The organism is Psychrobacillus sp. FSL H8-0487 (assembly GCF_038008385.1).
Taxonomy (GTDB): Bacteria; Bacillota; Bacilli; order Bacillales_A; family Planococcaceae; genus Psychrobacillus; species Psychrobacillus psychrotolerans.
In genome coordinates this window covers 1,501,151-1,527,797 of the sequence record NZ_JBBOZA010000001.1, presented here as the reverse complement: position 1 = coordinate 1,527,797, position 26,647 = coordinate 1,501,151, and the positions used below count along the sequence as shown (strand labels likewise).

The window sequence follows — 26,647 nt, the reverse complement described above, 5'->3', positions numbered from 1 at the left end:
TTGACATTGTACCATGTAGAAAAGGACGTGATAAAACTTGAAGAAAAGACAATTAGGTAAAAGTGATCTATACGTTTCAGAAATCGGATTAGGTTGTATGTCCCTTCCTACAGACCAAACGGTTGCCAATAAAATTATTCAAGTAGCTTTGGAAAATGATATAACGTATTTTGATACAGCTGATCTATATGATAAAGGCGAAAATGAAAAAATTGTCGGTAATGCCCTTAAGGATAAAAGACAAAATATAATATTAGCTACGAAAGTTGGAAATCGTTTAAACAAATCTGGAGATGGTTGGTCATGGGATCCATCAAAAGAATGGTTAACGGATGCCGTACACGCTTCCCTGAAACGTCTCCAAACTGATTATATAGATGTATATCAGTTGCACGGAGGCACGATGGAAGATAATGTAGACGAAGTGATAGACACGATGAAGTCACTTCAAAAAGAAGGACTTATCCGTGAATATGGAATCTCCTCCATTCGTCCAAATGTCATAGAACGTTTTTTAAGTAAAAGTAATGCAGTTTCTGTAATGATGCAATATAGTTTGCTAGATAGAAGACCTGAAGAATGGTTCTCTCTATTAGAAAATAACTCAGCTACGCTCTTTAGTAGAGGAACACTAGCTAAAGGACTATTAACCAAGGAAGGTTTATCTAGAGCATCTAAAACTGAGGATTATTTAAGCTATAGTCACCAGGAATTACTAGAGGCTCTAAAAGAACTAAATGATTTGGAAGCTCCTTTAAGTTCCATTGCTCAACATTATGTTTTACAGAACGATGTAACAGGTTCCATGATTCTCGGCGCAAGTAGTGAGAAGCAGCTGTTAGAATCTCTTCAGTCATACCACTTGGAAGTTCCAGAAAGTATATTACAAAAAGCAAGTGAGTTAACAAAGAAAGATATTTATAAAGAACATCGAATTTAATATAATATTATAGGATGGCTAGCCGTGATCTACTTCACGACTGGCTTTTTTTATAACTTTGGAAAAAGATATTTTTCCCACCAAAAAACCTATTCGCCGAAGCAAATAGGTTTTCTTGTTTAAAATTTTGAACTATTACCAAAGCCGTATTCATCTAACAGTTCTTCAAAAGATTTATTTTTTTCTTTTTCTTTCTTTTCAAAAGCTAGCTGTGCTTGTCTTTCTTCTTCTTTTTCTTGTTCAGCTGATACTAATTGGTTCTTCGTTTCTTTTAGTTTCGCTAAAATATCAGAAGAAAGCTGATCGGATAAGGAGTTACCTTCTTCTACTTGCTTAGCAGGCTTTACTTGTTGTTGTTGTCTTTGTTTTTTCTTAGCCAATTGATTCACCTTCTTTTTATGAGCGTTTAACTATAGTCGCAACTCCTTGGCCACCACCTATACAAAGTGTAGCAAGACCGGTTTTTGCATCTCTCTTCTCCATTTCATGAAGTAAAGTAACGAAAATACGAGCACCGCTTGCCCCAATAGGATGACCTAATGCAATTGCTCCACCATTTACATTTAGTATATCATGATTAAACGACAGCTCTCTATCAACAGCAATCGATTGTGCCGCAAAAGCTTCATTTGCTTCGATTAACTCTATGTCTGCTAGTGATAATTGCGATTTTTTCAATGCTTTTTTAACTGCTTCTACCGGTCCAATCCCCATGACGCTTGGATCCACTCCTGCCGATGCATTTGCAACGATTGTCGCAAGTGGTTTGAGGCCAAGTTCATCTGCTTTAGCTTTGGACATTACTACTACCGCTGCTGCTCCATCGTTAATACCTGAAGCATTACCAGCAGTTACAGAGCCACCTTTTTTAAACGCTGGACGTAGACCCGCTAGTTTTTCTTCCGTAGAACCTTTTTTCGGATACTCATCTTGCGAAAAGACAACCGGATCTCCTTTTCGTTGAGGAATTTCTACAGGCACGATCTCATCTGCAAATTTACCTTCTTCCATCGCCAGTGCAGCTCTCTCTTGAGAACGTGCAGAAAATTTATCTTGCTCTTCTCTAGTAATATTATATTGATCACATAGATTTTCAGCAGTCACACCCATATGATAATCATTAAATGCACACCACAGACCATCTGAAATCATGCTATCTACTACCTTCTGATCACCCATACGGAAGCCATCTCTTGCGTTTTTTAGTAAATATGGAGATTGACTCATATTCTCCATTCCACCTGCAACAATAATGTCTGCATCTCCCGCAATAATAGCTTGCGTCGCAAGATGAATTGCTTTTAGACCAGAACCACATACCTTGTTTATCGTTAAAGCTGAAACTGACTGTGGCAGCCCTGCTTGGATGGAGGCTTGTCTTGCTGGGTTCTGTCCTAAACCTGCTTGAAGGACATTCCCCATAATTACTTCATCCACGATTTCTTTAGAAAGCCCCGCTTTTTCTAATGCTTTTTCAATAACAATAGCACCTAGTTTAGTAGCTGGTACATCTTTCAAAGCCCCTTGGAACGAACCAATTGCAGTTCTAACTGCACTTACGATCACAACTTCATTTGTCATGTGATTTCCTCCTTGTTTCCCCTGTATCAAACAAATTTTTACAAAGTTCAATTTAAATTTGCTTGTTTAACCATCCTTTCTTTACAATAAAGAGGGAGGGATGATTATGATTAGTTTACCAAATAAAGTGACAATTATCGAGGTAGGTCCGAGAGACGGTTTGCAAAATGAAAAAAATGAGGTACCAACCGATATAAAATTATCTTTTATCGAAAAACTTCAGCAAGCCGGAATTGAAGAAATGGAAATAACTTCTTTCGTATCACCGAAATGGGTACCACAAATGAAAGATGCGAACGACATAGTGACTCAAGTGAAAAAGATGGGTAGACAGTTAGTACTTACACCAAATAATAAAGGTGTCGAATTAGCCAAACAATCCGGAGCACAAAGTTTCGCTGTTTTTGTAGGTGTCTCTAACAGTTTTAATAAAAATAATATAAATAAAACTACAAAAGAAAGTATGGATGAACTAAGACCTATTGTGGGCAAACTACTACAAGATGGTCATTTCGTACGTGCCTGTATTTCAACTGCTTTTTACTGTCCATATGAGGGCAAAATGGAGTCTTCGGACACACTAGCACTATGCAAAGAATTCGTTTCATGGGGTGTAAACGAACTTAGTGTCGCTGATACAATTGGAATGGCTAATCCACAAGAAAGCTATGAATTATTTACTGCACTCAAGAAGGAATTCCCTGCAACGCTCATTACCGCTCATTTTCACGACACACGTAAAATGGGTATCGCCAATATTTTAGCGACCTTACAAGCAGGTATTAATCGCTTTGACACATCTGCTGGCGGACTAGGAGGATGCCCTTTTGCACCTGGGGCTACAGGAAATGTAGCAACTGAGGATGTTGTGAATATGCTACATCAAATGGGTATAAGGACGAATATAGATCTCAATTCATTACTTAAAGCAGTAGAAGTAGTTGAACCTTATGTGTCCAGACCGATAGATACGGGAATGTATAAACTATTCAAAAGTAAGTAGGGGTTGATCGGATGAAGAAACGTGTAATTATTTGGACGAGTATTTTTACTAGTGTTTTAACAGCTATGGCTACGTTCTTTGGTTTCTTTGTAACTAATAGACTTATGTATATGAAAAAGAAAGAAAATGATTTTATTTTGAATCGTGAAATTACATCAAAACGATTAGATGAAGCTTGGTTTAATGCTGTAAACAAAACGGAGCAATGGATTGAATCTAAGAATGGGTATTCCCTAAAAGCAATTTTTGTTGAACCACTAGAAACAAATAATTACGTCGTTATTTGCCACGGGGTTACAGAAAACAAGATTAACTCACTTCGTTTTGTTCGTATGTTCGAGCGACTCGGTTTCAATAGTGTTGTTTATGACCACCGCAGACATGGAGATTCTGGTGGCAAAACAACAAGTTTTGGGTTTTATGAAAAAATAGATTTACAATCTGTAGTAGAAGCTGTAAGAGAAAGAGCTGGTCAAGATGCTGTTTTAGGTATTCACGGAGAATCTATGGGGGCTGCTACAACATTACTCTATGCTGGATCTATTATAGATGACGCCGATTTTTATATTTCCGATTGTGCATTTTCGGATTTTGAGAAACAAGTTTATCATATAATGACCCAGTCCACGCCTCTCAGATCAAGTCTTGCCATTCGATTTGCTAACTTGTTTCTGAAGTTGCGGGATGGATATACGCTAAATCTCGTCTCTCCAATTGATGTTATTGACAAAATAGAAAAACCTGTTTTATTTATTCATAGTTTACAGGATGATTTTATATTACCTAAAATGACCGAGGAGTTATATGAAAAAAAACAAGGCCCAAAAACCTTGAAAATGTTTGATATTGGCGCACATGCTAAATCTTTCAATGAAAATAGTAAGGAATATGAGCAAGTGGTGGCTGATTTCCTACAAGAAAACAATTTGCTAAACAAATAAAAAGCACTCAGCTGAGTGCTTTTTATTATTTTTGCATTTTATTCATTTGATTCATCATTTGTTTAACTTGTTTTTCTGAAGGCTTACGACCCATTTGTGTCATCATCATACGAAGCATTTGTTCATTAATAGGTGGGTTTTCTTTTAAGTATTTCATCATATATTGACGCGCTGCAAAGAAACCTAATGCTGCACCAGCAATTAACGCAACGATTATAATAACGATCCAAATCCATGTTTGCATATATTCTCCTCCTTTACATACTTATCTACGTGTACAAGACACCATTAGAAATTATACTATAGATTCTTTTGGCATTCTATATAATTCGAAATAAAAAAGCAATTCGAATACTTATATGACAAAGTATTCGAATTGCTCGTACAACTTTTTACTTTTGAAGTAATGCTTTCATTTTTGAAACTACGTTTTCCACGGAGAAACCATATTCTTTCATAACGATTTCACCTGGAGCACTTGCACCGAATTTATCAATAGCAATTACGTCTCCATCAAATCCAACATAACGATGCCATCCTAATGATGCACCCATTTCAATTGCAAGACGTTTTGTTAAATGAGAAGGTAATACAGAGTTTTTATAAGCAGCATCTTGTTTCTCAAAAAGATCCCATGATGGCATAGAAACTACTGATACTTCAATACCTTCTTTAGAAAGTGCTTGTTGTGCTTCCACTGCAAGACTTACCTCAGAACCAGTTGCAAGTAATATTGCTTCTGCTTTTTCATTAGGTGCTACTACATAAGCCCCTTTTGAAACTCCTTCTCTTACTAGTTCTACTGAATGATCTAGTGTTGGCAAGTTTTGTCTAGAAAGGACTAAAACTGTTGGGTTATTTTTAGATGAAACTGCTAATTTCCATGCTTCCGCTGTTTCATTTGCATCTGCAGGGCGGATTACCGATAAACCTGGCATTGCTCGTAAAGAAGCTAAATGTTCAACTGGTTCATGAGTTGGTCCATCTTCCCCAACTGCGATACTATCATGTGTAAATACGTATGTTACTGGAAGACCCATCAAGGCAGATAAACGAATTGCAGGTCTAACATAGTCACTAAATACGAAGAATGTACCACCAAAGACATTTAGTCCTCCGTGTAAAGCCATACCATTTAAAGCAGTTCCCATTGCAAATTCACGCACACCAAACCAAATGTTTTTCCCTGCATAATCGTCAGCTGAGAAATCTCCTACATTCTTCATAGTAGTTTTGTTTGAACCGGCTAGATCAGCACTACCACCAAAGAATGAAGGTAAGTTTTGAGCAATTGCATTAATCGCTTCACCTGAAGCCGAACGGGTTGCATGAGAAGTACCTGCTTCGTATGTTTTAAGTGCATCTGCAAAGTTTTCTGGTAACTTACCAGAAATTGCTGTTTTTAATGTTGCAGCTAATTCAGGGAATTCCGACTCATATTGCTTAAGTTTTTCATTCCACGAAGATTCTTCTTCAACACCCAATACGTTTGAAGCTTGTTTAAATGTGTCATAAACTTCTTCAGGTACATAGAAATCTTCTTCAAATAACCATTTATATTCAGCTTTAGCTAAAAGAGTTTCGTCTTTTCCTAATGGCATACCGTGCGCATCGGATTTACCAGAACGATTAGGAGAACCGAATCCAATAACAGTTTTAACTTCAATAATCGTTGGCTTGTCATTTTGAGACTTCGCTTTTTCAATGGCATTTGAAATTTCTTCAATGTCATTTCCGTCTTTTACATGAATATAGTTCCAACCATACGAGTCAAAACGTTTTTCAACATTTTCAGAGAATGATTTATGTAAATCACCGTCTAAAGAAATATCATTACTATCATATAGTACAATTAATTTATCCAACTTAAGATGTCCAGCTAAAGAAATTGCTTCTGCAGCCACACCTTCCATTAAATCACCATCACCACATAATGCGTACGTATAATGATCAATAATTGAATGGTTGTCTTTATTGTACGTAGCAGCTAAATGTGCTTCTGCCATTGCCATTCCGACCGCCATACCAATACCTTGACCAAGTGGTCCTGTTGTTGCTTCTACTCCTGCAGTGTGACCAAACTCTGGATGTCCGGGAGTTTTAGAATCCCATTGTCTGAAGTTCTTAATTTCTTCCATTGGTAAATCGTACCCACCAAGATGAAGCAAGCTATATAAAAGCATAGAACCATGTCCAGCAGATAACACAAAGCGGTCACGGTTGAACCACGTTGGGTTACTTGGGTTATGACGTAAATGCTTTGTCCATAATGTGTATGCCATTGGAGCAGCCCCCATTGGTAAACCAGGGTGACCAGAATTTGCTTTATCAATTGCATCAATTGATAATGTTCTAATAGTATTAATTGCTAATAAATCGGATTGTAATGACATGAATGACATCCTCTCAAACAAATTTTTTGCTATATATCTAGTTTAGACAAGAATGTCTGTATTATCAATGGTTTTGAAATGATAATTTAATTCAGAAACTTTCCTTTCTTTGCTTCTTGAACTTTTGAAGGTGTTACATCATTTCCATCAGGGTCAATTACTTTTACACTTTCAATGGTATCTCTCATAGTAGAGCGAAAAGTTTCCAAATATTCTTTACGTAAAGAGCTTTGTTCTTTTGCTTCTTCCATGGAAAGTCCTGTAGTTTTAGATTTTCTCGATAACTCACTAATTCTCGCTAATTTTTCTTTGCTTAACAATTCTTTTCACCCTTTCACTTTATCCTTATATAAAGGTAAGGAAAAAACACACAGAGTGCAAGTCATTTCACTCCGTGTGTTTCTATGTACTCCATATAACGTCGATGTACAGTTGCTTTACTAATATTAAACCCCAAACCTTTTAGAGTCATCGAAATCTCTTCATAGGTAAGACCAGCATTACGAAGTCTAACTACTTCTTCTAATGGCACGTCTATTCTCTCTCTTCCTTCGGGATTACCTCTTGTTTTCAAGTTTTTTTCAGGTCTATATCCTTGAGACACTGCTTTTTTCATACCTCTTTTAATTTTTGCGTTGTGTAATTTCCGCTGATACTCCTCCACTAGCGCCAATATTTCCAAGAGCATAGTATCCATTTCGTTTAGATTAATGACACCTTTATCCTGTAACGTATAAATCGAAGTATTGGTTTTTTGAAGTAAATGTAGAACAGCCATTCTACCGTTTCCTCTGCCAATACGTGTCTCATCTTGTACAAATACCGCTTTAATTTCATTTTGTTTAATATAGTCAAGTAAATCTAATAAGCCTTCGCGTTCAATATCATATCCACTATGTTGATCTGAAAATACTTTTTCAACTTCATAATTATTTAGTTTTGCAAATTCTATCAATTCTTCCTCTTGCCTTGTTAATGAAGTCTCTTGAGACTCTTTTTCTGTACTCACTCGACAATATATAACTGATTTCACTTTGTATCGCCCGCTATCTCCGTATCATGATTGAAATGGTAACTTTTTTCAATGACTGGAATAATAATAACTTCCCCCGCTTTAATATGACCGTCTTGCAAATTATTCATCGCAATTACTTTATCGATCCATTTTAGCTTATCTTCATTCGTTCCATATTCTTGTGCTAAAGCCCACAAAGAATCTCCTTGTTCTATATTAATATGTTGGCTCTCGTCTGTCGAAAAAGAATTCGAGATTATTATAAACATTGTAAATGCAATACTGCATGCTACAAATATTGTTAAAAAGTAATTTTCTTTCATCCAGGTCATTTAAAATCCCCCTAATAGAATGTGTGTTCGTAATGTATATTTAATATTAATGCGAACGTTTGTTTTTGTCAACAATAATTAGAACCTATGTTTGCATTACTGTTCTTCCCCTGTTATACTATTATTAAGATAGAAAAGGATAGAGATAATTATTCAAAAAGAGGTGAACATATGAAAAAAGCATCTAAAAGACAAGAAGATATACTTGCTTTTATAAAAGAAGAAGTTCGTAAAAAAGGTTATCCACCATCCGTTAGAGAAATTGGAGAAGCTGTGGGCTTAGCATCTAGTTCAACTGTTCATGGACATTTAGCACGACTGGAAAGTAAAGGTTTAATTAGGAGAGATCCAACAAAACCACGCGCTATTGAGATTCTGGATGGCTTGGGCAGCGTTGCTGAAAAACACAATGTGGTTCATGTACCGTTGATCGGTAAAGTTACTGCTGGTATCCCTATTACAGCAATTGAAAATATAGAAGAATTCTTCCCACTTCCAGAAACATTTGGAACTGCAGATGATAATTTATTTATGTTAGAGATTATGGGTAATAGTATGATAGAGGCTGGAATATTAAATGGTGACTATGTGGTTGTAAAACAACAGCAATCTGCCAATAATGGCGATATTGTTGTCGCAATGACTGATGAAGATGAAGCAACAGTTAAAAGATTCTTCAAGGAAAAGTCCTATTTCCGTCTGCAACCCGAAAATTCTTCCATGGAACCTATCATTGTAAATTCAGTTAGTATACTTGGAAAAGTAGTTGGAGTTTACCGTAATATTCAATAGTTTTGTCGAACTTGACAATATAGACAAATAAACGTAAGATAACAAAGAGCCGATATCATATTTCAACGAAAAGTGGACATTTTCGTTGAAATCATCGAAAAACCCCTTTACCTTAATGGTTGAGGGGTTTTATTTTTATACATAAGTAATTAGTAGCTTTGGTAAACTAGTAATACTACTTCTTCTTCTTGAGGGCAGCTAAAGTCTTTGTTCCGACTACCCCATCAACTGTTAAGCCCTTTTTCTTTTGAAAGTCTTTAATAGCCGAAATAGTTAAGGGTCCCTCTATCCCGTCATTTATCAATTTATAACCTGCTGAATTTAAGAGTTTCTGAACTTCAGTGACATTTATTTCACTTATATACTTTAAAGGATTTACCGCATTTGGCTGACCTACATCGTAAGATGGAATGTGAATTTCAAAATGTAAGTGGATACCTGTACTATTTCCTGTACTCCCTTTAATACCTATTTGTTGACCTTGTTTAACACTTTGTCCCACTTTCACAGTAATAGTTTTTAGATGCGCATATAAGGTTTCGTACTTTTTACCGTTTAAAGTATGTGCAATCGTTATAGTATTTCCATATCCTCCAATAACTTTCGCTCTAGTCACTTTACCACTGGCAGATGCTCTTATAATCGGACTACCATCACTCCCAATGTCAACTCCTTTATGGACTTTAACATTACTATTTTTTCGAATTTCTCCAAAACGAGATGTAATTTCTCCTTCGCTTGGTCTTATAAACAATTTATAACCTCCCTCCTATTAATAAGTAGAGAACAATCCCTCTCACTAGTTAATGCTCGAATGATTAATAACATATAGTCAATAATCATCATATTTTCCTAATAAATTGTAAAAAAGATTAGAAATGAGTAAATTTGGGTATTAATATTTATAATCAAGCATATGTTAAATTACTAATATTATTTTTTGTAGACCTATATAACTATATAAAGGGGCAATAATTTATGAAACTAATTATAGAAGAACTAAAAAAGCTTATTAATGATTATTATAGATGCAATAACCACTATTTGAAGAAAGAAATTTTGATTGACATTAATCTGTTGAAGGATGCATTAAGAATTTTAGAAAAAAGAAAGTTAGATATAAACACAGAAAGCTCACTTATTTTTTAACGAAGTGAGCTTTTTTTATTATTCTTATTTACCCACACTATATAGTTTTCCATGTAGTGTTAGATTTCAATATTAATAGTATTTCATTCTTTTTCTTACGAGACAATCAAAATGACTAGTCCTCCTAATTTCTATTACATATATTATATTATGCCGTCCAAACGGCTAATCTATTATAAGGAGGTGAATTATATGGTTCTTGTACTTCAAGAGTTTACTACCCCTGCAAATACTAATGTAATTGCAGATACAGCTGCACCACCTGGAACGCTTCCGACACCCGCTGTACCAACTCTACCAGCAATGGTTTCACCTTTAGTAGATGGAAGTAGTGCTTATATTTGGTCTCCTAACACAGAGTCCAGTCAAACCGTGACATTTCAAAGTATCTTTAATATTGGAACTTTGCCACTACTCACTCTAGCATTACCTCTTTCCGCTTATTTTGCGTTTGCAGCTAACGAAACGGCTTCTGTAACTGCAACTCTAGAAGTTGTTAATCTTCTTGGAATCGTAGTTGCTACTATTCCACTTTTTTCAGGTAACAATTCAGGTAGCTCTCAGGACGTTGCAATTACATCCGGAGATACGTTACTAGCAATAGGCCTATTAGGCAACTCTGGACGAATTGTAGTTGAGACTACTGTCACTTCTCCAACCGTATCTGGATATTCCGCAAATCCCGGTCGATATCTCGGACAACTTACAGTGCATAGCATATTGGCAGTTTAGTTTATAAACTAAACATTATCTCCAAAAGATAATTATGTTTTTCAAGAACAAAACTCTTTTTGTTAATAAGAAATGCATATGGAGGGTCAAGCATTAATAACGCCGTGACTCTCCAGTTTGTTAGGAGAGTAATTTTTATCACTTAAAATTTTATGCAAATCACTTCCATTTACACTAGTTTTGTTAGATAATAAGTAATAGGCAATATAGTTCAAAGGGGTGTATATTTAACTATGATATTAATTTATAAAGAATTAAATAATCTAATTGATGATTATTATAAATGTCCCTTCACACATATTAAAGAACAGATCCTCATAGATATTAATCTTTTAACTGATGCCTTATTAATTGTCGATTCTGATTTTCAATATTAAATCTACCTAATCTATTCAATTCAGTTTTTGGTATCACTATGAAATTTTATAAAATAGCTTATTCAGAGCTTCCAAAGGTGAGAAACAAGTCGAGATGCCTGAAACTCAATTGGATTATACATAAAAAGCGTTGGAAGCATATAGCTCCAACGCTTTTACATTTTCAATGTATTCCTCCTGATCCCTTTGGGAGTACAGTCCTCCGGATAGGATACTTGTTAATTTTAGGTTATGTGAAATCATAGAAGAATTCAAAGCACCTCAATCGTAGAATAAGGTTAGTTTGTTTTTTATTTATAATTCATTCACTAATGAGCTCAAGTTTTCGCTCTGTTTTTTTATTCAGAGATAATGACAACCAAATAGCAGTGACACCTAATATAATAATCACGATTGTGTCAAGAGTTGCGCTAGATCCTCCGCTTCCTAAAAATTGAATTAGATTATGAAGGCTATGAAACAGAATCAGTGGTAAAATGTTGCCAGTTTTAATAAATAATTGCGCTAGTACAATACCAATTAGAAAAGAATAAGCCAATTGTAGTCCAGTTTGCCCCAAACTTTGTCCAGATAACAAGTTAAGCATATGTGTGACAGAGAATAATATGCTCGAAGTCAGGATAGCTGGAAGAATACCTAGTGGTAATAATATTTTTATCATTATTCCTCTGTAAATACTTTCTTCCACAAAACCGATTAAAATAGCAAAGCCAACATAGAAAATAATCGTTTCAAGCGCATGCGAACTAAACCCTTGAAGGCATAATACGATTAAAATAATCAGTAGAGGTAAATACAGTATCCAATTTGCTCTTTTCATTTCTCGTTTAAAACCATAATAAGTCCACTTTCTCTTCCATGAAAAATAAAAAAGTAAAAATAGCGCTGTTGGTATGAACGATATTAATATAGGTGTATTGTAACTTAATTGTTTAATCGTAGCGATTGCACCTGCTATAAAAACGACTAGTAAAAAAATGACTTCAATAGTATAATACTTATTATAGGGTGTTTTTTAGAATAACTTAACTTATTGTGCATTACACATCTTGCCTCCTAATAATAACTTTTAACCAATTTAGTGCAAAATTAAAAAACTAAAATTTCAAAAAATATATATAGTAACAATCTATTCGAGTTTCCTTACGCACATTCCTCCTTTTTAGTTTGAGGCCCTTATTTAAAGTAATATTAACTCTCTTCATTTCCTTTTAACTCAGTAGATCGACCAATAATAAATAAAAAAACACCGATCAAGTCAATAAAAGACTGAAAGGTGTTTTTAAATTTTGGGGGAAATTGGGGTATCTAACATTTGAGTGAAACTCTTTATCACTCACCCCATTATAAAATCCTATACTATCAGATTAATACATTTTCAAGTATTGCTCACGTTACTATAATTAAAAGCAACTAAGTATAACGGTATCGTGATAGATTCGTGGTAACATTTTATCCTTTAAATACGCAGTAATTTTATATAGGTTATTTCGGAAAGTGAATATTTAACTAAAGCACCCATTATCTTAATAAGGAAACTACCTTACACCTCTTCTTTATCAAGTAAATAGCCATAAAATTCTTCGTGCAAAGCAATATCTTCTTGTAGTGATTCTTTAGTGTCTCTATCAATTAAATCAACTAAAAATTTATCAGCAAGTTCATCGCCACCATCAATCATAACTAATATTGAATGCATTACACCCTATATCACGTTATTAACTACTTTCCTATACGTTTCTAGTTCCTCTCGACTTGAGAGTTTTTGTTGCATTATTTTAAGAGATTCTTCCACATCAGTCCAAGCAATTAAATCTGTGTTTGGATTCAAACTATCAACTGCTGATTCTCTCCAAACGTCCTTTATACTTTTTAAGTTCTGATAAAGTAATTCTTGTTTTTCATTCATTAACAAATCTCCCCTAATAAAAGTAGGTCCTTATTGAAGTAAAGCACCCGTTAGTTGAAGAAGAGCACCCAATTTATGATGTAATTTTCACCTATAATATATACCTTTCCAACTCATCTTTTTGACGCAAGTGATGACGAGAATGCATTCCAAACAAATCATACCATTCCCTAGCATTCAGCCAACCGAACCCTCCATGTTCAACTTTATTATTTGGGTTAATATAATCCACTTTCGATTCCCATTGACTCAATCTTTGAATTAACTGATCCATCCTGCTAATTAGGTCTTCCTTGCTGTCTGAATTATTTGGTGGAGAATTTAGTTCATCTGGTAATCTTATTTTAATAGGTGGAAACCCGCCGTTCCTATATAATTGCTCACCAAACTGGGTTTTCCCAAGGGGTTGTTCCTCATTTAATGAAGCACATGTTTCCATATTATCAAGATACTCTTGGGCAACAACAATTAAATGGTCATACATCTGTCCAATAGACCAAACCCCTTCTTCCGAGATATACCTTAGCTGTTCCAATGAATAATTGTAAAGATCACTTTTGAAAGTAATAAGCATTTTATTGTCACTCATTTATATACTCCTTTGTAATAAATAAATGAAATCTGAAATTTTCGTTTTTTATATTTATAAATAATTATACCATTAATGATGACAAATACTTTCTACTACTAACCTGCTGCTTTAGTTCAATAAGAAAAGTGCTTCACTCCTTCATGAAGTAAAGCACCTCGTTAGTTTAAGTACACTTATTCACAATCTCACGTTAAAAATTCATTTAATTACTTTTATTATGATGACTTATTATTTTTCAGTTTTATCAATAACATCATTTTTTGATATCCATTCATATTTAATATCTGGTAAAATTTCTTCATTTTTATGTCCTCTACTTATGATTTTAAACCCATGGTTTTCATAAAACCGTTGTGCTTTTTCATTTACTTCAAATGTGTACAATGTTAACTTTCCACTTGATTGTGCTTTTGCTTTATCTAGTAATGTCCGACCTATACCGATTCCTTGATACCCTATATGAATATATAGTTGGCTTATCTCGCTATCGTTATAGGCAATCATTCCAACAACTTCTTCATCAATTAACGCTAAATCTATTTGAAACTGTTCAGGTAATATATGACTTAAAAAATATACGTGATTTTCAAAGTCGTGAATTTCTTTTTGGCAAATAGCCTGTTTCTTACTATCTCGCCACATATCCACTGTTTGTTCTGCGTATTTGGAGCTATACGGAGTAATTCTGATTTTATATTGTTTCATGCTATGCCTCCTCAGAATTTTTTAAAGATATCTTGTTTTACTAAAGCACCCGTTACTTCAAGAAGATAATTATAATTTCTTTTCAAAAAAGGTTAAGGATAGTTGTTCATTTACTATTAACTCTTTAATATTTTGAAATCCATTCTTTTTATAAAAACTAACTGCAGGAGTATTTTTAGAAGCCGTTGCTACTTTTATTGTTTCAACCTCGAACTTAGTTTCAATAAAATTTAAAAGCAACTGCGCAATTCCTTTTCTAAAATGGTTTGGATGTACGATTAACCTATGTATATCAACTTCATCATCATCTACTTTTATAGATATTACTCCGCATAGTATTTCATTTTCATAATAACCAAAGAATGCCTCTCCGCAATGTTGCAAAGTATGAACCGTATCCTTTAATGGTGGTATTTCATATGAACCAATAATTTCTGCCTCTACCTTATATGATGGTATTTGAATGTTTAAAACATCTGCTGCGTTTTTTCTATTACTAATATAAATTATTTTAATCAAGGGAACCCCTCATTTCTATTACAGAGTTTATGAAATAGTTACTTCTAATCCTTCCAATAATTTTTCATCAAAGAGATTGACCATTCTGGTTGGCTTACTTCATCTTTTGGTAGAAATTCTTTCATTACTGGCTTAATGTCGATAATCGGAGTTCCGTCTAATGCATCTAATCCCTTAACTATTAATATTCGCTGTTTTTGTTCAATAAGTTCTACAATAGTTACCCCTAATTTATTTGGTCTATTTTTCCCTCTCTGGGCAAATATTCCAACCTCTGGATAATCTTTATTGTTTCTTGGGTGTCTTGCTTCATACTGAATTTTATCATCTGAGACTTTATTAAATAAAAAAACGATTTCTAAATGTGAGAATTCATTAATCCCTTTTAATGAAGCTTCATTTATATTTTCCTCAAGTTCAATCGTTGATATGACTGAACCCCAATTATCATCCAAGATATCTTTTCTAGTATTATTTACAAAAGCAATTGGTTTGATAGAATATGGCATTTGTTTCATCCCCTCCTATAGATAATGCATCACGATATATGTTTTCGTTTTCATCTTTATCGTACCAAGCATTATCCCCAAAAGAAAATATAGACTAATTATACATATCCATAATTTTATCTTATTGAATATTGAACTCTCCTAGATGTCTCTATTTAGATACAGAAACACCCCCATATTCACATGTTTTTAAGAGTTACCGTTTGTCTTTCACTTTTCCACTTAAAATACGTATAAATTAATTGAACTACTAGAGTAACTATCAAAAGTACCAACAAAAATACGCTAAACTTTGAATTGATATCCATTAATAGCAGTTGAAAGGATAAAAATATAGCAAGAGGAATCATCCACAAAGTTCGAACAAATTTCGTTCTATAATTCAATTTCAAATAATAAAATCCACTTTCACGACTATTTTTCACTAATTCCACCACTTATAGTTGTTACTTCTCCATGAATGTTTGAAGTTCCTTCTTCAACTAAACTGCTTCGTTAGTTTAAGTGTAACATTTCACATTCTACATAAAAATAGACCATCATTTTGAACTGCCCCGTAAATGTTAGACACCAACTAACATTTACGGGGTGTTTTTATGTCTAAATATACATTAGAAGTTAAATTACAAGCGGTAAAACGCTATTTAACTGGAAACGAAAGCTATCAAACTATTGCAGAAAGCATTGGCGTAGCTAAATCTCAAGTCATTACTTGGGTGAAATTATTTGAAGTACAGGGTGAAAAAGGGTTTAAGAAATGCTATACAAGCTACTCATCTGAGTTTAAACTACACGTACTTAATTTTATGAACGAAACAGGTACGTCTTTTCTAGAAACGGCAAGCACATTTAATATTTCTTCTCCGAGTATCATTTATCGGTGGGATCAATTGCTTAAGACAAAAGCATTGGACGCGCTAGAACCAAAGAAAAAGGAGCGTGCATCTATGAAAAAAGAAACGAAAAAAGTTGAACCAGAAAAATCCATCCCTGCCGAAGACTCTATGGAAGCCCTACAAGCAAAAATCAAACATTTAGAAATGGAAAATGCTTATTTAAAAAAGTTAAACGCTTTAGTTCAGATGCAGGAAAAATTACAAACAAAATCAAAGCGCAGGTAGTTTTTGAACTAAAGGAACAATATGAGGTCGTGGATTTAGTTGAAGTCGCTGACATTCCACGCAGTACTTATTACTAATGGGAAAAACGATTGGATCAAGCCGATAAATATGAAGCGGTAAAAGAAGCAATCAAGATTATTTATCACGAACATAAGGGACGTTATGGTTACCGTCGCATCGCGAAAGAACTGCAAAAATACGGCTTTATACATGACCCGAAAACCATCAACCGCTTGATGAATGAAATGGGTTTAAAATGTGAGGTCCGTATGAAGAAGTATCGCTCTTATAAAGGAAACCTCGGGAAAATCGCACCTAATGTATTACAACGTAATTTTAAGGCAGAGAAAATGAATCAAAAATGGGTAACTGACGTTACTGAATTCCATCTATTTGGAGAAAAGCGATATCTATCTCGTGTTCTTGAATTGTGTAATGGAGAAATAATCGCATATAAAGTCATGAATCGACCGGTCTACCAACTTGTAGGAGATATGTTAGACGAAGCTGTTCAGCGCCTCCAGCCAGGAGACGAAGTCATCCTTCACTCCGATCAAGGCTGGCATTATCAAATGAAAAAATATCAACAGACATTACAAGCACATCAAATTACGCAGAGTATGTCTCGTAAAGGGAACTGTTTAGATAACGCAGTCATTGAAAATTTCTTTGGCCTCTTAAAGTCTGAACTGTTTTATTTACAAGAGTTTGAGAGTATAGTGCATTTTGAAAAGGAATTAGAAGAATATATGGAGTATTATAATCACAAGCGAATGAAGGCAAAATTAAAAGACCTGAGCCCGGTTGAATACCGAACGCAGATCTTAGAAGCTGCTTAAATTATTTGTCTAACTTTATTGGATCAGTTCATTTTTTTGATGGTCTTTTTTAACTAAAGCACCCGTTAGTAAAAAATCATTACACCCTAATACCACTCAAGTTACCTATGGAATTAAGTATATTTTAATTCCTCGAAATATTGTTGTAATTCTTTTTTAGTTTTTATTTCTAATAATTTTTCATTCGTTAGAAATTGAACAATCGCATCAGCAGCTAAGTTTTCTAAATTTAATAGTTCCAATAACTTTATCCTTGAATTACCGTGGTGTACAATTTTTGAACGTAAACTGTACAAATCATTCATTTTTTTGGCAATCTCCAATCTTTCTTCCTTTGTATTCGCCAATGTAAATGCCATACGATCTCTTAAGGTAGCTGTTATTGGATCAGAATTATTTGTATTAAATAGGCACTCAATTGAAAGCATTAATTTAATAAATCTAGCGACATTATCTACTTCAACTTTAGATTCACCAAACCAAATAATAGAACGTAATATGGATTGATCTAAGTCCAATAATTGAAATTCTAAGTAATTGTCAATAAGTTTTCCAAACATACTACTTCCAAGTCTATCCATATCCTCTAAAGTAGTTTTATCTAGTTCAAGAAATTCGGTATCGTCATTTTTATTTTGCTTAGATAGTGTTCCATTTCTTTTTTCACTATCTACCGTATAAACACGTAGCCCCTCTTTAATTGATCCATATCCTGGAAGCCTAACAGAAAGGTTTTCTTCATCCCAACCATTGTAATCTACCAATCTTAAAAAATTAACAACGTACTTACCAATATCAATAGATAGTTCCATAGCTTTTTCAAAATCCGCTGTAGAAATTTCCAACTCCAAAGCTGTAGGTAATAATAAATTAATATCATCTTCCTGATCTATATAGGGGAGGTATTCGTTAATATTTTGGCTATCAAGTTTTATAATTTTCACTTTTTCTGAAATCTTCACATTATCAGAAAACAGCTCTATTCCCTTTAAAGGTACATAAACTTTATAAGTTTTAACATTCTCTAACAGCTTGTCAAATTCTTTTACAGCTTCAGTTAAAGGTATACTGCTGTTATTTAGCTGGTTTTTAATTAGCTTATTGAAAGTTCCTACAATCATAGTATTAGATAATAGTTTTCTAAGTTCTTCTTTTTTCATAAGTTTTTCAATGGTACTCTGATAAGTAGCATTATTAAAAAATACTTTAGGGATATAAACACCATCATATTGAATTGAATGATTAAAACTTACTTCCCCTAATTCGTTTAACTCTTTGCAAATTTTAACTATATCTTGTATTAAAAAGCTAAGATTCATCTTCAACCTCCTTAAAGTAATAAATACACGTACAGTCAGAAATATAATTAGTTTTATTGCATTTCTTCACAATATTATCTGAAATTCACCACAAATATCTAATTTACTAAGAGGTATTGTTCAAATAATATCAAACTTCACAAACTATGTAGTTTTTAAAATTTTATAATGATTTAATAAAATGAGTAAACTGCCACATACACAATTTAAATTATTTATAATGTGGAATTGTTTTATTTAAATAACAAACTGTTAAAATACTATTAATAAATGCATTTCTCTTACTCTTTTGTGGAAGAAATTATTAGAACTTATCAATTTGATGTTACTAAAATAGGGAAAGAGTGATCTTTTTGGAGTTGCAATTAAATGTTTTAGATAATGGATTAGATTTTATTAATAAATGTTTATATGAATTAGAAGACAGTACCGACCATGCACCTTCAATAAAATATGCTGTATTACACTTGAACGCAGGTATAGAATTGATTTTTAAAGCACGACTATCAAATGATCATTGGGCCTTTGTTTTTGAAGATTTAAACAAAGCTAAATATGATAGTTATATCGAGGGTGATTTTAAAAGTATAAACCTGGACACTGCATTATCTAGACTTCAACACATTTGTAAAATCTCAATATCAGAGCAGTTTATAAGTTCAATAGATAGATTGAAAAAAACTCGAAATAGAATTGAACATTTTCAAATTAACGAAAACCATTATCAGTTAAGAGCTATTATTTATGATTCACTTAGTTATATTGTTCCTTTTATAAATAGGGAATTCCCTAAAATTTATGGAAACAGTACTTTCAATGAAATATCCAAACTACTTCATAGTCAAGAGAATTATCTTTGTGAAAGATACAAGCGAATTAAAAATGAATTAACTTCAAACCATTCTTTTAAAATAGATTGTCCTCAATGCAACCAAGAACACACACTGGATGTAGATGAAGAGATATGTATCTTTTGTAATTATGGTGGCAATTTAGCAATTAATGATTTTATATACAAGTACGCTGATTTAGATAAAGAAGCTGGGACGTTTACATATAAAGAATTTGATTCACTAAAATATTGTCCATTTTGTCATAATGAATCACTAATTATTTCTTCTTCAGAGGAATATTGCAAATGCTTAACATGTAAAACACAGTTTGAAAAAGAGAAATTTTTAGAATGTGAATATTGTAAACAGGTTGATATTTTAATTGATGAAGATACCGGGGAAAATGGTGAGATAATCGAATCCGGATATTATTGTTATCATTGTTTGATGGGTGATTAATATTAAATATAAAGCAGATGCAATTCTGATAATTGCTCTGCTTTTATTAATGCAATACTAAACTACATTTTTATTTAATCAAGTCTTTTATTTTTCCAGGAAACTCATCATCTTTCAACTGAAGTATTAATTTTCAAGATTCTTCCCCACACCTTCTTCAACTAAACTGCCGCGTTAGTTCAATAAGAAAACTCTTACAGTTACTAATATTTTACATGAGAAGGCAAAAAATAAAAGCCCCACTCTAATGTAAAGTGTACCCTTTGTAAAGGACATTTTAAAAAAAGCTCTTAAGCAACTTGAAGAAGATGATGTCTGTATTGTACAGGCGTCATCTTTTTTAAGTTCCATTGACCTCGATAATGATTATAATACGTCATATAACTCTTAATCTCTCGTATTAAATCCTCTAAAGTTTTGCAAGACTTCAAGTCTACTTCATCCTTAAAATGGCCAAAGAACGATTCTTGAGGTGCGTTATCCCAACAGTTTCCACGACGTGACATGGATTGACCTAATCCCATTTTCTTTACCAGTTTTTGAAATTGAGGACTTGTATAATGGAAGCCTTGATCTGAGTGGATAAATGCCTCTTTAGATAGTTTTATCTCTTTCTTTTTTAATTTTTTTAAGGTACTTAGTGCGATATCTAAGGTTACTTTATCGGATACTTCATATACTAGTATCTCATTCGTTTCTGCATCTTTAATGGTGGATAAATAGGCACGTTTTCCTTTTCCATAACTTAAATATGTAATGTCTGTTAATAGAACTTTACCAATGACTCCTTGCTTAAACCGGCGGTTTAATAGATTTGGTAATGTGCGATGTTCCTGTGTTGCCTTTGCCATTCTTCGATAAGGATTCGCTTTTCGAAATGGACAAATGATCCCAAATTTTTTCATTATGCGACGAATTCGTTTTAAGTTATATGTAATGAGATACTGATTTTCTAACGTCATTTTTATTTGACGCGCGCCTTTTTTTCGACGGCGGAAAAGAAACGCTTTTAGAATAATTTCTTTTACTTCTTCATCTGCTAACTTGCGTTCTTCGCGGTTTTGCATGGCTTTTTCTGAGAAATAGTTGTAGTAGCCCGATCGAGATACGCCAATTAATACACACAGAAAACGAACCATACGCTTTAATTGATATTTTTCAATCGTGTCGTGGATCAATTGGAATTTCTGTTCGCTTAGGAGTTTTGTTTCTTTTTCATCATCTGCCTTTCGAGTAAATCGAGCTTTTTTAGGAGTTCATTTTCCGCTTGTAATAATCGATTCTGCGCCTCTAATCGAGCGTATTTTTCTTCTAAACTTAGTTCTCTCTCTAAAGGTCTCCCACTATTCTTTTTCCTCGTATCTTCTAATCCGAGTATCCCTTTTTCATGATAGGCAGCTCGCCACCGCTTAGCTGCAGATTTAATACGCTCCATACCAATTAACTCCACATCAAAGCCAGCTTCCTCAAAAATAGCACGAGGTAATTTCCCCATTTCATTTTCAGAAATAAATCTACGTTTAAATTCGTCTGTATAGGTAATTCCTTTTTCACTAACTGCACGTACATTAGGATTGCATTTCAGCAGTTCTATTTCATTTTCAGTAAATAAACTTATTGTCATTTTGATCCGCCCTAACATGTTTTTTCTCATTATAAACAAAAGTACCCCATAGGATAGACTTTTTTAAGTGTCTATTCTATGGGGTACATTTTAATGAGCAGGGCAATAGAATTATTTACTATTTAATTTTGCTAACAATGCTTTAGATGGTGTTTCATATTTAACATGTTCTGGCATCTTAGTAACCCACATACCGCCACCAACATTATATTGGCCACCATGATTGTCACGATATCGATACACTCGATACTCTTCACCAGGATTCAGAATACGAACCATTTGAAGTTTACCGTCTGGGCCATCTTGCCATAGGTTAATGCGTTTCAAGATTGTAACCTTACCAATCTGACTTGGTTTAAGTTCCGTTTTACCCCACATGATTTTATCATTAGCAACATCTTCTGCTGCTTTAAGTGGTAGAAATACAGGTCGATGTCCAGCCTTTAATTGAGCGATTGTTAGGCCTTTGTTGTACTGCAAATGAGGATAGTCTTTAAAACCCTTCCAATCTCCGCCCCATTCAAAACCCATTGATTTAGCAATAGCTGCAACACGTTTCCATTTATCATCGACCGTCCACAATGATTGATTTCCATCATCTGATACAAGGAAATAATCAATAGATAGTCCATAATTGTGGATGGACGTTCCTGGTGGAGCATTAGAAACGATACTCCCTTTTGAACCATATACTTTACCATTCCAAATATAATTCGGTCTACCTTGTCCATAAATATAGGCTTGGTCCTCATTCGAACGGAATCCAGATGATATTTGCACGTAAATACCTTCATTGTAACAACGCTTAATTAATTCAATTGTATATTCCTTCAAAGAAGGATGAACAGCTCCTATACGATTAACAGAACGATTTATTAATGTCTTTACTAATACAGTCATAATCTCACCTCATTTCTCTTTTGGTTTGTTATAAATTAAAGCTTGTTTACTATCAGATCCTTGTGTAGTAGGATCTGCAACTACACCCCTGCAATTAAAAATAGTATAAAGGCATCCACATAGTTATTGTATTCAGCTAAATCTATTAGACCTGAGCTGTTAACTATTAAACCGATACCAATTTGTGCGGTATTTTCTCTCACTTCCCCTTTAGATATATGGATAATTAAAAAGAACGCTCCTAATGGAACGTCCCCTTATTAATTGTTATTATGTTTTCTCATAGCTTGTTCAATACTTGAATAAGTTTTTATATCTCTAAAATCAATCCCTAGTTGTACGGTTGTTTGTGCAATACTTGGACGTACACCTGATAATGAAGTACTTACTCCAATTAATTTTAGCGCATTAATCATGTGAAAAAGCTGATGTGCAACCATTGTATCTACAATAGGAACCCCTAGCAAATCAATATATAAGTGATTGATTTGCAATTTAGAACATTGTTGCAGTGTTGATTCTAAAATTACTTTGGCTCTGTTTGTGTCAATTTCTCCAACTAGTGGTAACAAAGCTATGGTGCTATCTAATTTAATTACCGGTGCACTTAGTTCAATAATCATCTCTTGTTGGGATTTTAATCTTATTTTGGATTGTTCAATAAATTCATTAGTAAATTTGAGTACAACGTTATTGATTGTAGTCAATATAGCGTTTGTATACGCTATTATTTGTTTGCTTGAAAGTTCATTAGGATACTGATCCATAAATTCTTCGAGCAATTCCAAGTAAAGTTGTTGTTGCCTAAAAAATTCCCCTATTATTTCTGTAAGCAGAGTATGTTGGTGACCTTCATCATTAACAATCATTGTAATAAAATCATCAAAACTTTTTTCACATACTTCATCTGAGTTATTAAACATTTCAACGAATTTTTCATGGAATAGATGGTTTTGTTGTTTAAGCAATTGTATCTCTTCTAGATTAGAAGTACCATAAATTCCATTTTGATCTTTGTTTAGACTCTCATACCATCTTTCTGTTAATTGCCATGTTTTACTTTTAAGAAAATCATACAAATTTTGATTTCTGTCCAATTGATTTCCTACTTTCGTCATAAATTCACGATTATAGCATTCAAAATATTACTATTTTGATAGTACCATAGAAAAAATAAACAGACACTTTTTAAGAATTTACAATCTATACAAATTCAGATGGAGTGACCATGATTGTTGATTTATAATTTCCCACGACCTTACTTAGTCCAACTCTTTCGGGCATCCCCGCTCACCCCTTTTCGGCTTGTTTCGCCGGACATTATTCATATAACCTTGACCGTGACAATTACTCGACAATATAATGTAAGTTAGACCACTATACAGGCAACTGATTATAAGTGGTCTGTCTTAAATACGAAATGGAGAGAGATATCACATGACAACAGCACATAATACTGCAAAATTTGAAGATATTGCAAAAACAGTTTTAATGCCAGGAGATCCTTTGCGTGCGAAATATATTGCAGAAACATATTTAGAAAATCCAGTTCAGTTTAATAGTGTACGTAACATGTTTGGTTATACAGGAAGTTATAAAGGAAAACAAATATCCGTAATGGGATCTGGGATGGGAATGGCAAGTATAGGTATTTATTCTTACGAGTTATTTAAGTTCTATGATGTAGAAAATATTATTCGAGTAGGTAGTGCAGGTGCTTATACAGATGAACTTAACATTCATGATATTGTTCTTGTAGATAGTGCATGGAGTGAATCAACATTTGCAAAGGTTCAAGCTGGGGTAGAAAATGATATCCAGCTTCCTAACGAGTTATTAACGAAGAAGATTGAAGATGCTGCAAATCGCATCCACACTCCTATTGTTAAAGGTAGAGTACATTCAAGTGATGTATTTTATCATGAAGATAATGTTCCAAATCATGTTGATTTTTATAATGACCATAATTGTATTTGTACAGAAATGGAAAGCTATGCATTATTCCATAACGCACGAATATTAGGGAAAAAAGCAGCGAGTATACTAACTATCTCAGATTCTTTAGTAACCCATGAGGAAATTAGTGCTGAAGAAAGGCAAACATCATTAAATAATATGATGAAAATTGCATTAGAGGCTTGTTTGTAAAATATAGAAACAGGAGATGCAATAATACTTTAGTATTTATGTGCATCTCCTGCGCCATCCCCAAAATGGTTTTGAATAAATGATATCTAATACATCGTTCATTAACTAAATTAAAAAGTAGGCTACATTTAAAGTAAATTGAGTTGCATAGGCAACTCTTTTTTCTTGAAGTAAAGCACCGGTTAGTCACGTTTTGAATCTTGTTTTGTGTCGTGATAATGGTACACCTTTACCTAAGTCTACCCTTTTAATGCTTTTAAAGAATGCTTAGAGGAAATTGGGAATATCTCTCAAGACACACACATGCTGTTTTGTTATTGGAAGCTGGTACTGATATGAAGTTTGTACAGGAACAACTGGGCCACGGTTCTATGCAAAATACATCGGACGAATATGCACATGTTTCCAAGAAGATTGCTGCACGTTCTATAGATAAATTTGATGAGTACATGAAAGAAATTGAATAATTTCATGCTAGAAATGTGGTATTATTTAAAATACTTACCACGAACCTATAACAAATAAAAAAGCGTTGGGAGCATAGTGCCCCAACGCTTTTACTATTAATACATTTTCAAGTATTGCTCACGTTCCCATGGGTGTACAGTTGTACGGAACATATCCCATTCGATTTCTTTCGCTTCTACAAAGTTAGCGTAGATATGCTCACCAAGTGCTCCGCGAATAATTTCATTCTTACCTAATTCTTGTACAGCAGCATGTAAAGTTGGAGGTAGATTATGAATACCATTTTCAATACGTTCCTCTTCTGTCATCACGTAAATATTACGGTCTACTGCTGGTGGAGGAGTTAGTTTATTTTTGATACCATCTAATCCTGCTTGTAGAATTACTGCCATTGCAAGATATGGATTTGCTGCAGGATCTACTGAACGAACTTCAATACGTGTACTTACACCTCTTGAAGAAGGAATTCGGATTAAAGGACTTCTATTTTGTCCTGACCAAGCTACATAACAAGGTGCTTCGTATCCAGGAACGAGACGTTTATACGAGTTAACTAACGGGTTTGTAATCGCTGTAAAGCTTTGTACATGCTTCAGTACACCGGCCATAAATTGCATAGCTGTTTCACTTAAGCCAATTTCAGCTGATTCATCATAGAATGCATTGTTTTTCCCTTTAAATAGAGATACGTTAAAGTGCATTCCTGAACCATTTACACCAAATAGTGGTTTTGGCATGAACGTCGCATGCAATCCGTGTTTACGTGCAATTGTTTTAACAACCAGTTTGAACGTTTGAATATTATCACATGCTGTCACTGCATCAGCATACTTAAAGTCAATTTCATGTTGACCTGGAGCAACCTCATGATGAGATGCTTCAATTTCAAAGCCCATTTCCTCAAGTTCTAAAACGATATCACGGCGGCAGTTTTCACCTAAATCCATAGGTGCTAAGTCAAAGTAACCACCATGGTCATTCAGTTCAAGCGTTGGCTCTCCCGCCGCATCTAATTTGAATAGGAAAAATTCAGGTTCAGGTCCTAAGTTAAAGCTTGTAAATCCTAACTCTTCCATTTCCTTCAAGACACGTTTTAAATTATTACGAGGATCTCCTGCAAATGGAGTTCCGTCTGCTTTATTTACATCACAGATTAAACGAGCTACTTTCCCTTTGCCCGTAATCCACGGGAATACTACCCATGTATCTAAATCTGGTACTAAGTACATATCTGATTCTTCAATTCGTACAAATCCTTCAATAGAAGATCCGTCGAACATCATTTTATTGTCAAGAGCTTTATCGAGCTGACCCACTGGAATTTCTACGTTTTTAATCGTACCTAGTATGTCTGTAAACTGAAGACGAATAAAATTCACCTCATGTTCTTGAACGAACTTTTTAATATCCTCTTTTGTATACTTGCTCATTATTTCACTCTCCTATT

31 protein-coding genes and 1 pseudogene are annotated in these 26,647 nt (G+C 33.9%); 10 read left to right on the top strand and 22 right to left on the bottom strand.

What is annotated here, in order from left to right; translation table 11 throughout:
- Positions 1-37 precede the first annotated feature (37 nt).
- Complete coding sequence (locus MHI47_RS07520; protein WP_340830311.1) at positions 38-940, top strand: aldo/keto reductase; 903 nt, start codon at positions 38-40, stop codon at positions 938-940.
- A 119-nt stretch (positions 941-1,059) separates the two neighbouring features.
- Here the strand turns inward: MHI47_RS07520 and MHI47_RS07515 are convergent, their stop codons facing one another.
- Both MHI47_RS07515 and MHI47_RS07510 read right to left on the bottom strand, forming a co-directional pair.
- Positions 1,060-1,329, bottom strand: a complete 270-nt coding sequence (locus MHI47_RS07515) for a DUF3886 domain-containing protein (RefSeq protein ID WP_340830309.1) — start codon at positions 1,327-1,329, stop codon at positions 1,060-1,062.
- A 7-nt stretch (positions 1,330-1,336) separates the two neighbouring features.
- On the bottom strand, positions 1,337-2,521 hold the full coding sequence (locus MHI47_RS07510; protein WP_340830307.1) for an acetyl-CoA C-acetyltransferase: 1,185 nt from the start codon (positions 2,519-2,521) through the stop codon (positions 1,337-1,339).
- A gap of 106 nt (positions 2,522-2,627) precedes the next feature.
- On the opposite strand from MHI47_RS07510, the gene MHI47_RS07505 reads away from it, so the two are divergent.
- Both MHI47_RS07505 and MHI47_RS07500 read left to right on the top strand, forming a co-directional pair.
- A complete protein-coding gene (locus tag MHI47_RS07505) occupies positions 2,628-3,524 on the top strand; it encodes a hydroxymethylglutaryl-CoA lyase (protein ID WP_340830305.1) in 897 nt (298 codons plus the stop codon).
- Positions 3,525-3,535: 11 nt separating this feature from the next.
- Positions 3,536-4,465 (top strand): alpha/beta hydrolase, encoded by a 930-nt coding sequence (locus MHI47_RS07500; protein WP_340830303.1) that lies wholly within the window; start codon positions 3,536-3,538, stop codon positions 4,463-4,465.
- 25 nt (positions 4,466-4,490) lie between these two features.
- Here the strand turns inward: MHI47_RS07500 and MHI47_RS07495 are convergent, their stop codons facing one another.
- The 5 genes from MHI47_RS07495 to yneA form a co-directional block, all read right to left on the bottom strand.
- Entirely contained in the window at positions 4,491-4,709 is a 219-nt protein-coding gene (locus MHI47_RS07495) for a YneF family protein (RefSeq protein WP_093534855.1), read from the bottom strand.
- A 148-nt stretch (positions 4,710-4,857) separates the two neighbouring features.
- Positions 4,858-6,858: a transketolase gene (tkt, locus tag MHI47_RS07490; protein ID WP_093534857.1), complete on the bottom strand. Its 2,001-nt coding sequence runs from the start codon at positions 6,856-6,858 to the stop codon at positions 4,858-4,860.
- 86 nt (positions 6,859-6,944) lie between these two features.
- Positions 6,945-7,178 carry a DUF896 domain-containing protein gene (locus tag MHI47_RS07485; protein WP_093534859.1) on the bottom strand — a complete coding sequence of 78 codons (234 nt, stop codon included), beginning with the start codon at positions 7,176-7,178 and terminating at the stop codon, positions 6,945-6,947.
- Positions 7,179-7,240: 62 nt separating this feature from the next.
- Positions 7,241-7,891, bottom strand: a complete 651-nt coding sequence (locus MHI47_RS07480; RefSeq protein WP_093534861.1) for a YneB family resolvase-like protein — start codon at positions 7,889-7,891, stop codon at positions 7,241-7,243.
- Positions 7,888-8,205 (bottom strand): cell division suppressor protein YneA, encoded by a 318-nt coding sequence (yneA, locus tag MHI47_RS07475; protein ID WP_093534863.1) that lies wholly within the window; start codon positions 8,203-8,205, stop codon positions 7,888-7,890. Before yneA ends, MHI47_RS07480 begins: the two co-directional genes overlap by 4 nt.
- Before the next feature lie 171 nt (positions 8,206-8,376).
- Between yneA and lexA the strand changes: the two genes are divergently transcribed.
- Positions 8,377-8,997 carry a transcriptional repressor LexA gene (gene lexA / locus MHI47_RS07470; RefSeq protein ID WP_093534865.1) on the top strand — a complete coding sequence of 207 codons (621 nt, stop codon included), beginning with the start codon at positions 8,377-8,379 and terminating at the stop codon, positions 8,995-8,997.
- Between the two features lie 175 nt (positions 8,998-9,172).
- Here lexA and MHI47_RS07465 read toward each other — a convergent pair whose 3' ends face one another.
- Positions 9,173-9,751, bottom strand: a complete 579-nt coding sequence (locus MHI47_RS07465; RefSeq protein ID WP_340762057.1) for a peptidoglycan DD-metalloendopeptidase family protein — start codon at positions 9,749-9,751, stop codon at positions 9,173-9,175.
- Positions 9,752-9,975: 224 nt separating this feature from the next.
- Here MHI47_RS07465 and MHI47_RS07460 point away from each other — a divergent pair, with 224 nt between their 5' ends.
- Both MHI47_RS07460 and MHI47_RS07455 read left to right on the top strand, forming a co-directional pair.
- Positions 9,976-10,146 (top strand): hypothetical protein, encoded by a 171-nt coding sequence (locus MHI47_RS07460; RefSeq protein ID WP_340762056.1) that lies wholly within the window; start codon positions 9,976-9,978, stop codon positions 10,144-10,146.
- 192 nt (positions 10,147-10,338) lie between these two features.
- Positions 10,339-10,878, top strand: a complete 540-nt coding sequence (locus MHI47_RS07455; RefSeq protein ID WP_340762055.1) for a hypothetical protein — start codon at positions 10,339-10,341, stop codon at positions 10,876-10,878.
- Between the two features lie 678 nt (positions 10,879-11,556).
- Here the strand turns inward: MHI47_RS07455 and MHI47_RS07450 are convergent.
- The 7 genes from MHI47_RS07450 to MHI47_RS07420 all read right to left on the bottom strand — a co-directional run bounded on the left by MHI47_RS07450 (position 11,557) and on the right by MHI47_RS07420 (position 15,489).
- Complete coding sequence (locus MHI47_RS07450) at positions 11,557-12,075, bottom strand: CPBP family intramembrane glutamic endopeptidase (RefSeq protein WP_340830301.1); 519 nt, start codon at positions 12,073-12,075, stop codon at positions 11,557-11,559.
- A 723-nt stretch (positions 12,076-12,798) separates the two neighbouring features.
- Positions 12,799-12,954, bottom strand: a complete 156-nt coding sequence (locus tag MHI47_RS07445) for a hypothetical protein (RefSeq protein ID WP_340830299.1) — start codon at positions 12,952-12,954, stop codon at positions 12,799-12,801.
- 6 nt (positions 12,955-12,960) lie between these two features.
- On the bottom strand, positions 12,961-13,164 hold the full coding sequence (locus tag MHI47_RS07440; RefSeq protein WP_340830297.1) for a hypothetical protein: 204 nt from the start codon (positions 13,162-13,164) through the stop codon (positions 12,961-12,963).
- Between the two features lie 91 nt (positions 13,165-13,255).
- Entirely contained in the window at positions 13,256-13,753 is a 498-nt protein-coding gene (locus MHI47_RS07435) for a DinB family protein (protein WP_340830295.1), read from the bottom strand.
- 231 nt (positions 13,754-13,984) lie between these two features.
- On the bottom strand, positions 13,985-14,461 hold the full coding sequence (locus tag MHI47_RS07430) for a GNAT family N-acetyltransferase (RefSeq protein ID WP_340830293.1): 477 nt from the start codon (positions 14,459-14,461) through the stop codon (positions 13,985-13,987).
- 69 nt (positions 14,462-14,530) lie between these two features.
- Positions 14,531-14,980, bottom strand: a complete 450-nt coding sequence (locus MHI47_RS07425) for a GNAT family N-acetyltransferase (protein WP_340830291.1) — start codon at positions 14,978-14,980, stop codon at positions 14,531-14,533.
- A gap of 44 nt (positions 14,981-15,024) precedes the next feature.
- A complete protein-coding gene (locus tag MHI47_RS07420; RefSeq protein ID WP_340771394.1) occupies positions 15,025-15,489 on the bottom strand; it encodes an SAM-dependent methyltransferase in 465 nt (154 codons plus the stop codon).
- Between the two features lie 596 nt (positions 15,490-16,085).
- Between MHI47_RS07420 and MHI47_RS07415 the strand changes: the two are divergent.
- Positions 16,086-17,449 (top strand): annotated as a pseudogene (locus tag MHI47_RS07415) (IS3 family transposase).
- A gap of 113 nt (positions 17,450-17,562) precedes the next feature.
- Here MHI47_RS07415 and MHI47_RS07410 read toward each other — a convergent pair.
- Positions 17,563-18,768 carry a hypothetical protein gene (locus tag MHI47_RS07410; RefSeq protein ID WP_340830289.1) on the bottom strand — a complete coding sequence of 402 codons (1,206 nt, stop codon included), beginning with the start codon at positions 18,766-18,768 and terminating at the stop codon, positions 17,563-17,565.
- Between the two features lie 353 nt (positions 18,769-19,121).
- On the opposite strand from MHI47_RS07410, the gene MHI47_RS07405 reads away from it, so the two are divergent.
- Complete coding sequence (locus MHI47_RS07405) at positions 19,122-20,060, top strand: hypothetical protein (protein WP_340830288.1); 939 nt, start codon at positions 19,122-19,124, stop codon at positions 20,058-20,060.
- Positions 20,061-20,350: 290 nt separating this feature from the next.
- Here the strand turns inward: MHI47_RS07405 and MHI47_RS07400 are convergent.
- The 5 genes from MHI47_RS07400 to MHI47_RS07385 form a co-directional block, all read right to left on the bottom strand.
- Positions 20,351-21,684, bottom strand: a protein-coding gene (locus tag MHI47_RS07400; protein ID WP_340830286.1) for an IS3 family transposase whose coding sequence is annotated in 2 segments (ribosomal slippage) — positions 20,351-21,297 and positions 21,297-21,684 — 1,335 coding nt in all. Because the reading frame shifts where the segments join, the coding sequence is not laid out codon by codon here.
- 111 nt (positions 21,685-21,795) lie between these two features.
- Positions 21,796-22,584 carry a M15 family metallopeptidase gene (locus MHI47_RS07395; RefSeq protein ID WP_340830284.1) on the bottom strand — a complete coding sequence of 263 codons (789 nt, stop codon included), beginning with the start codon at positions 22,582-22,584 and terminating at the stop codon, positions 21,796-21,798.
- Positions 22,585-22,593: 9 nt separating this feature from the next.
- Positions 22,594-22,686 carry a phage holin gene (locus tag MHI47_RS20195; RefSeq protein WP_445678308.1) on the bottom strand — a complete coding sequence of 31 codons (93 nt, stop codon included), beginning with the start codon at positions 22,684-22,686 and terminating at the stop codon, positions 22,594-22,596.
- Entirely contained in the window at positions 22,665-22,787 is a 123-nt protein-coding gene (locus MHI47_RS07390) for a hypothetical protein (RefSeq protein ID WP_340830282.1), read from the bottom strand. The genes MHI47_RS20195 and MHI47_RS07390 overlap by 22 nt, the downstream gene beginning before the upstream one ends.
- 57 nt (positions 22,788-22,844) lie before the next feature.
- Positions 22,845-23,681 carry an STAS domain-containing protein gene (locus MHI47_RS07385; RefSeq protein WP_340830280.1) on the bottom strand — a complete coding sequence of 279 codons (837 nt, stop codon included), beginning with the start codon at positions 23,679-23,681 and terminating at the stop codon, positions 22,845-22,847.
- 340 nt (positions 23,682-24,021) lie between these two features.
- Here MHI47_RS07385 and deoD point away from each other — a divergent pair, with 340 nt between their 5' ends.
- Both deoD and MHI47_RS07375 read left to right on the top strand, forming a co-directional pair.
- Complete coding sequence (gene deoD, locus MHI47_RS07380; protein WP_093534875.1) at positions 24,022-24,732, top strand: purine-nucleoside phosphorylase; 711 nt, start codon at positions 24,022-24,024, stop codon at positions 24,730-24,732.
- A gap of 335 nt (positions 24,733-25,067) precedes the next feature.
- Entirely contained in the window at positions 25,068-25,199 is a 132-nt protein-coding gene (locus tag MHI47_RS07375) for a hypothetical protein (RefSeq protein WP_340830278.1), read from the top strand.
- 96 nt (positions 25,200-25,295) lie between these two features.
- On the opposite strand, the gene glnA is transcribed toward MHI47_RS07375, so the two are convergent.
- Positions 25,296-26,630, bottom strand: a complete 1,335-nt coding sequence (gene glnA, locus MHI47_RS07370; protein WP_093534877.1) for a type I glutamate--ammonia ligase — start codon at positions 26,628-26,630, stop codon at positions 25,296-25,298.
- Between the last annotated feature and the right edge of the window lie 17 nt (positions 26,631-26,647).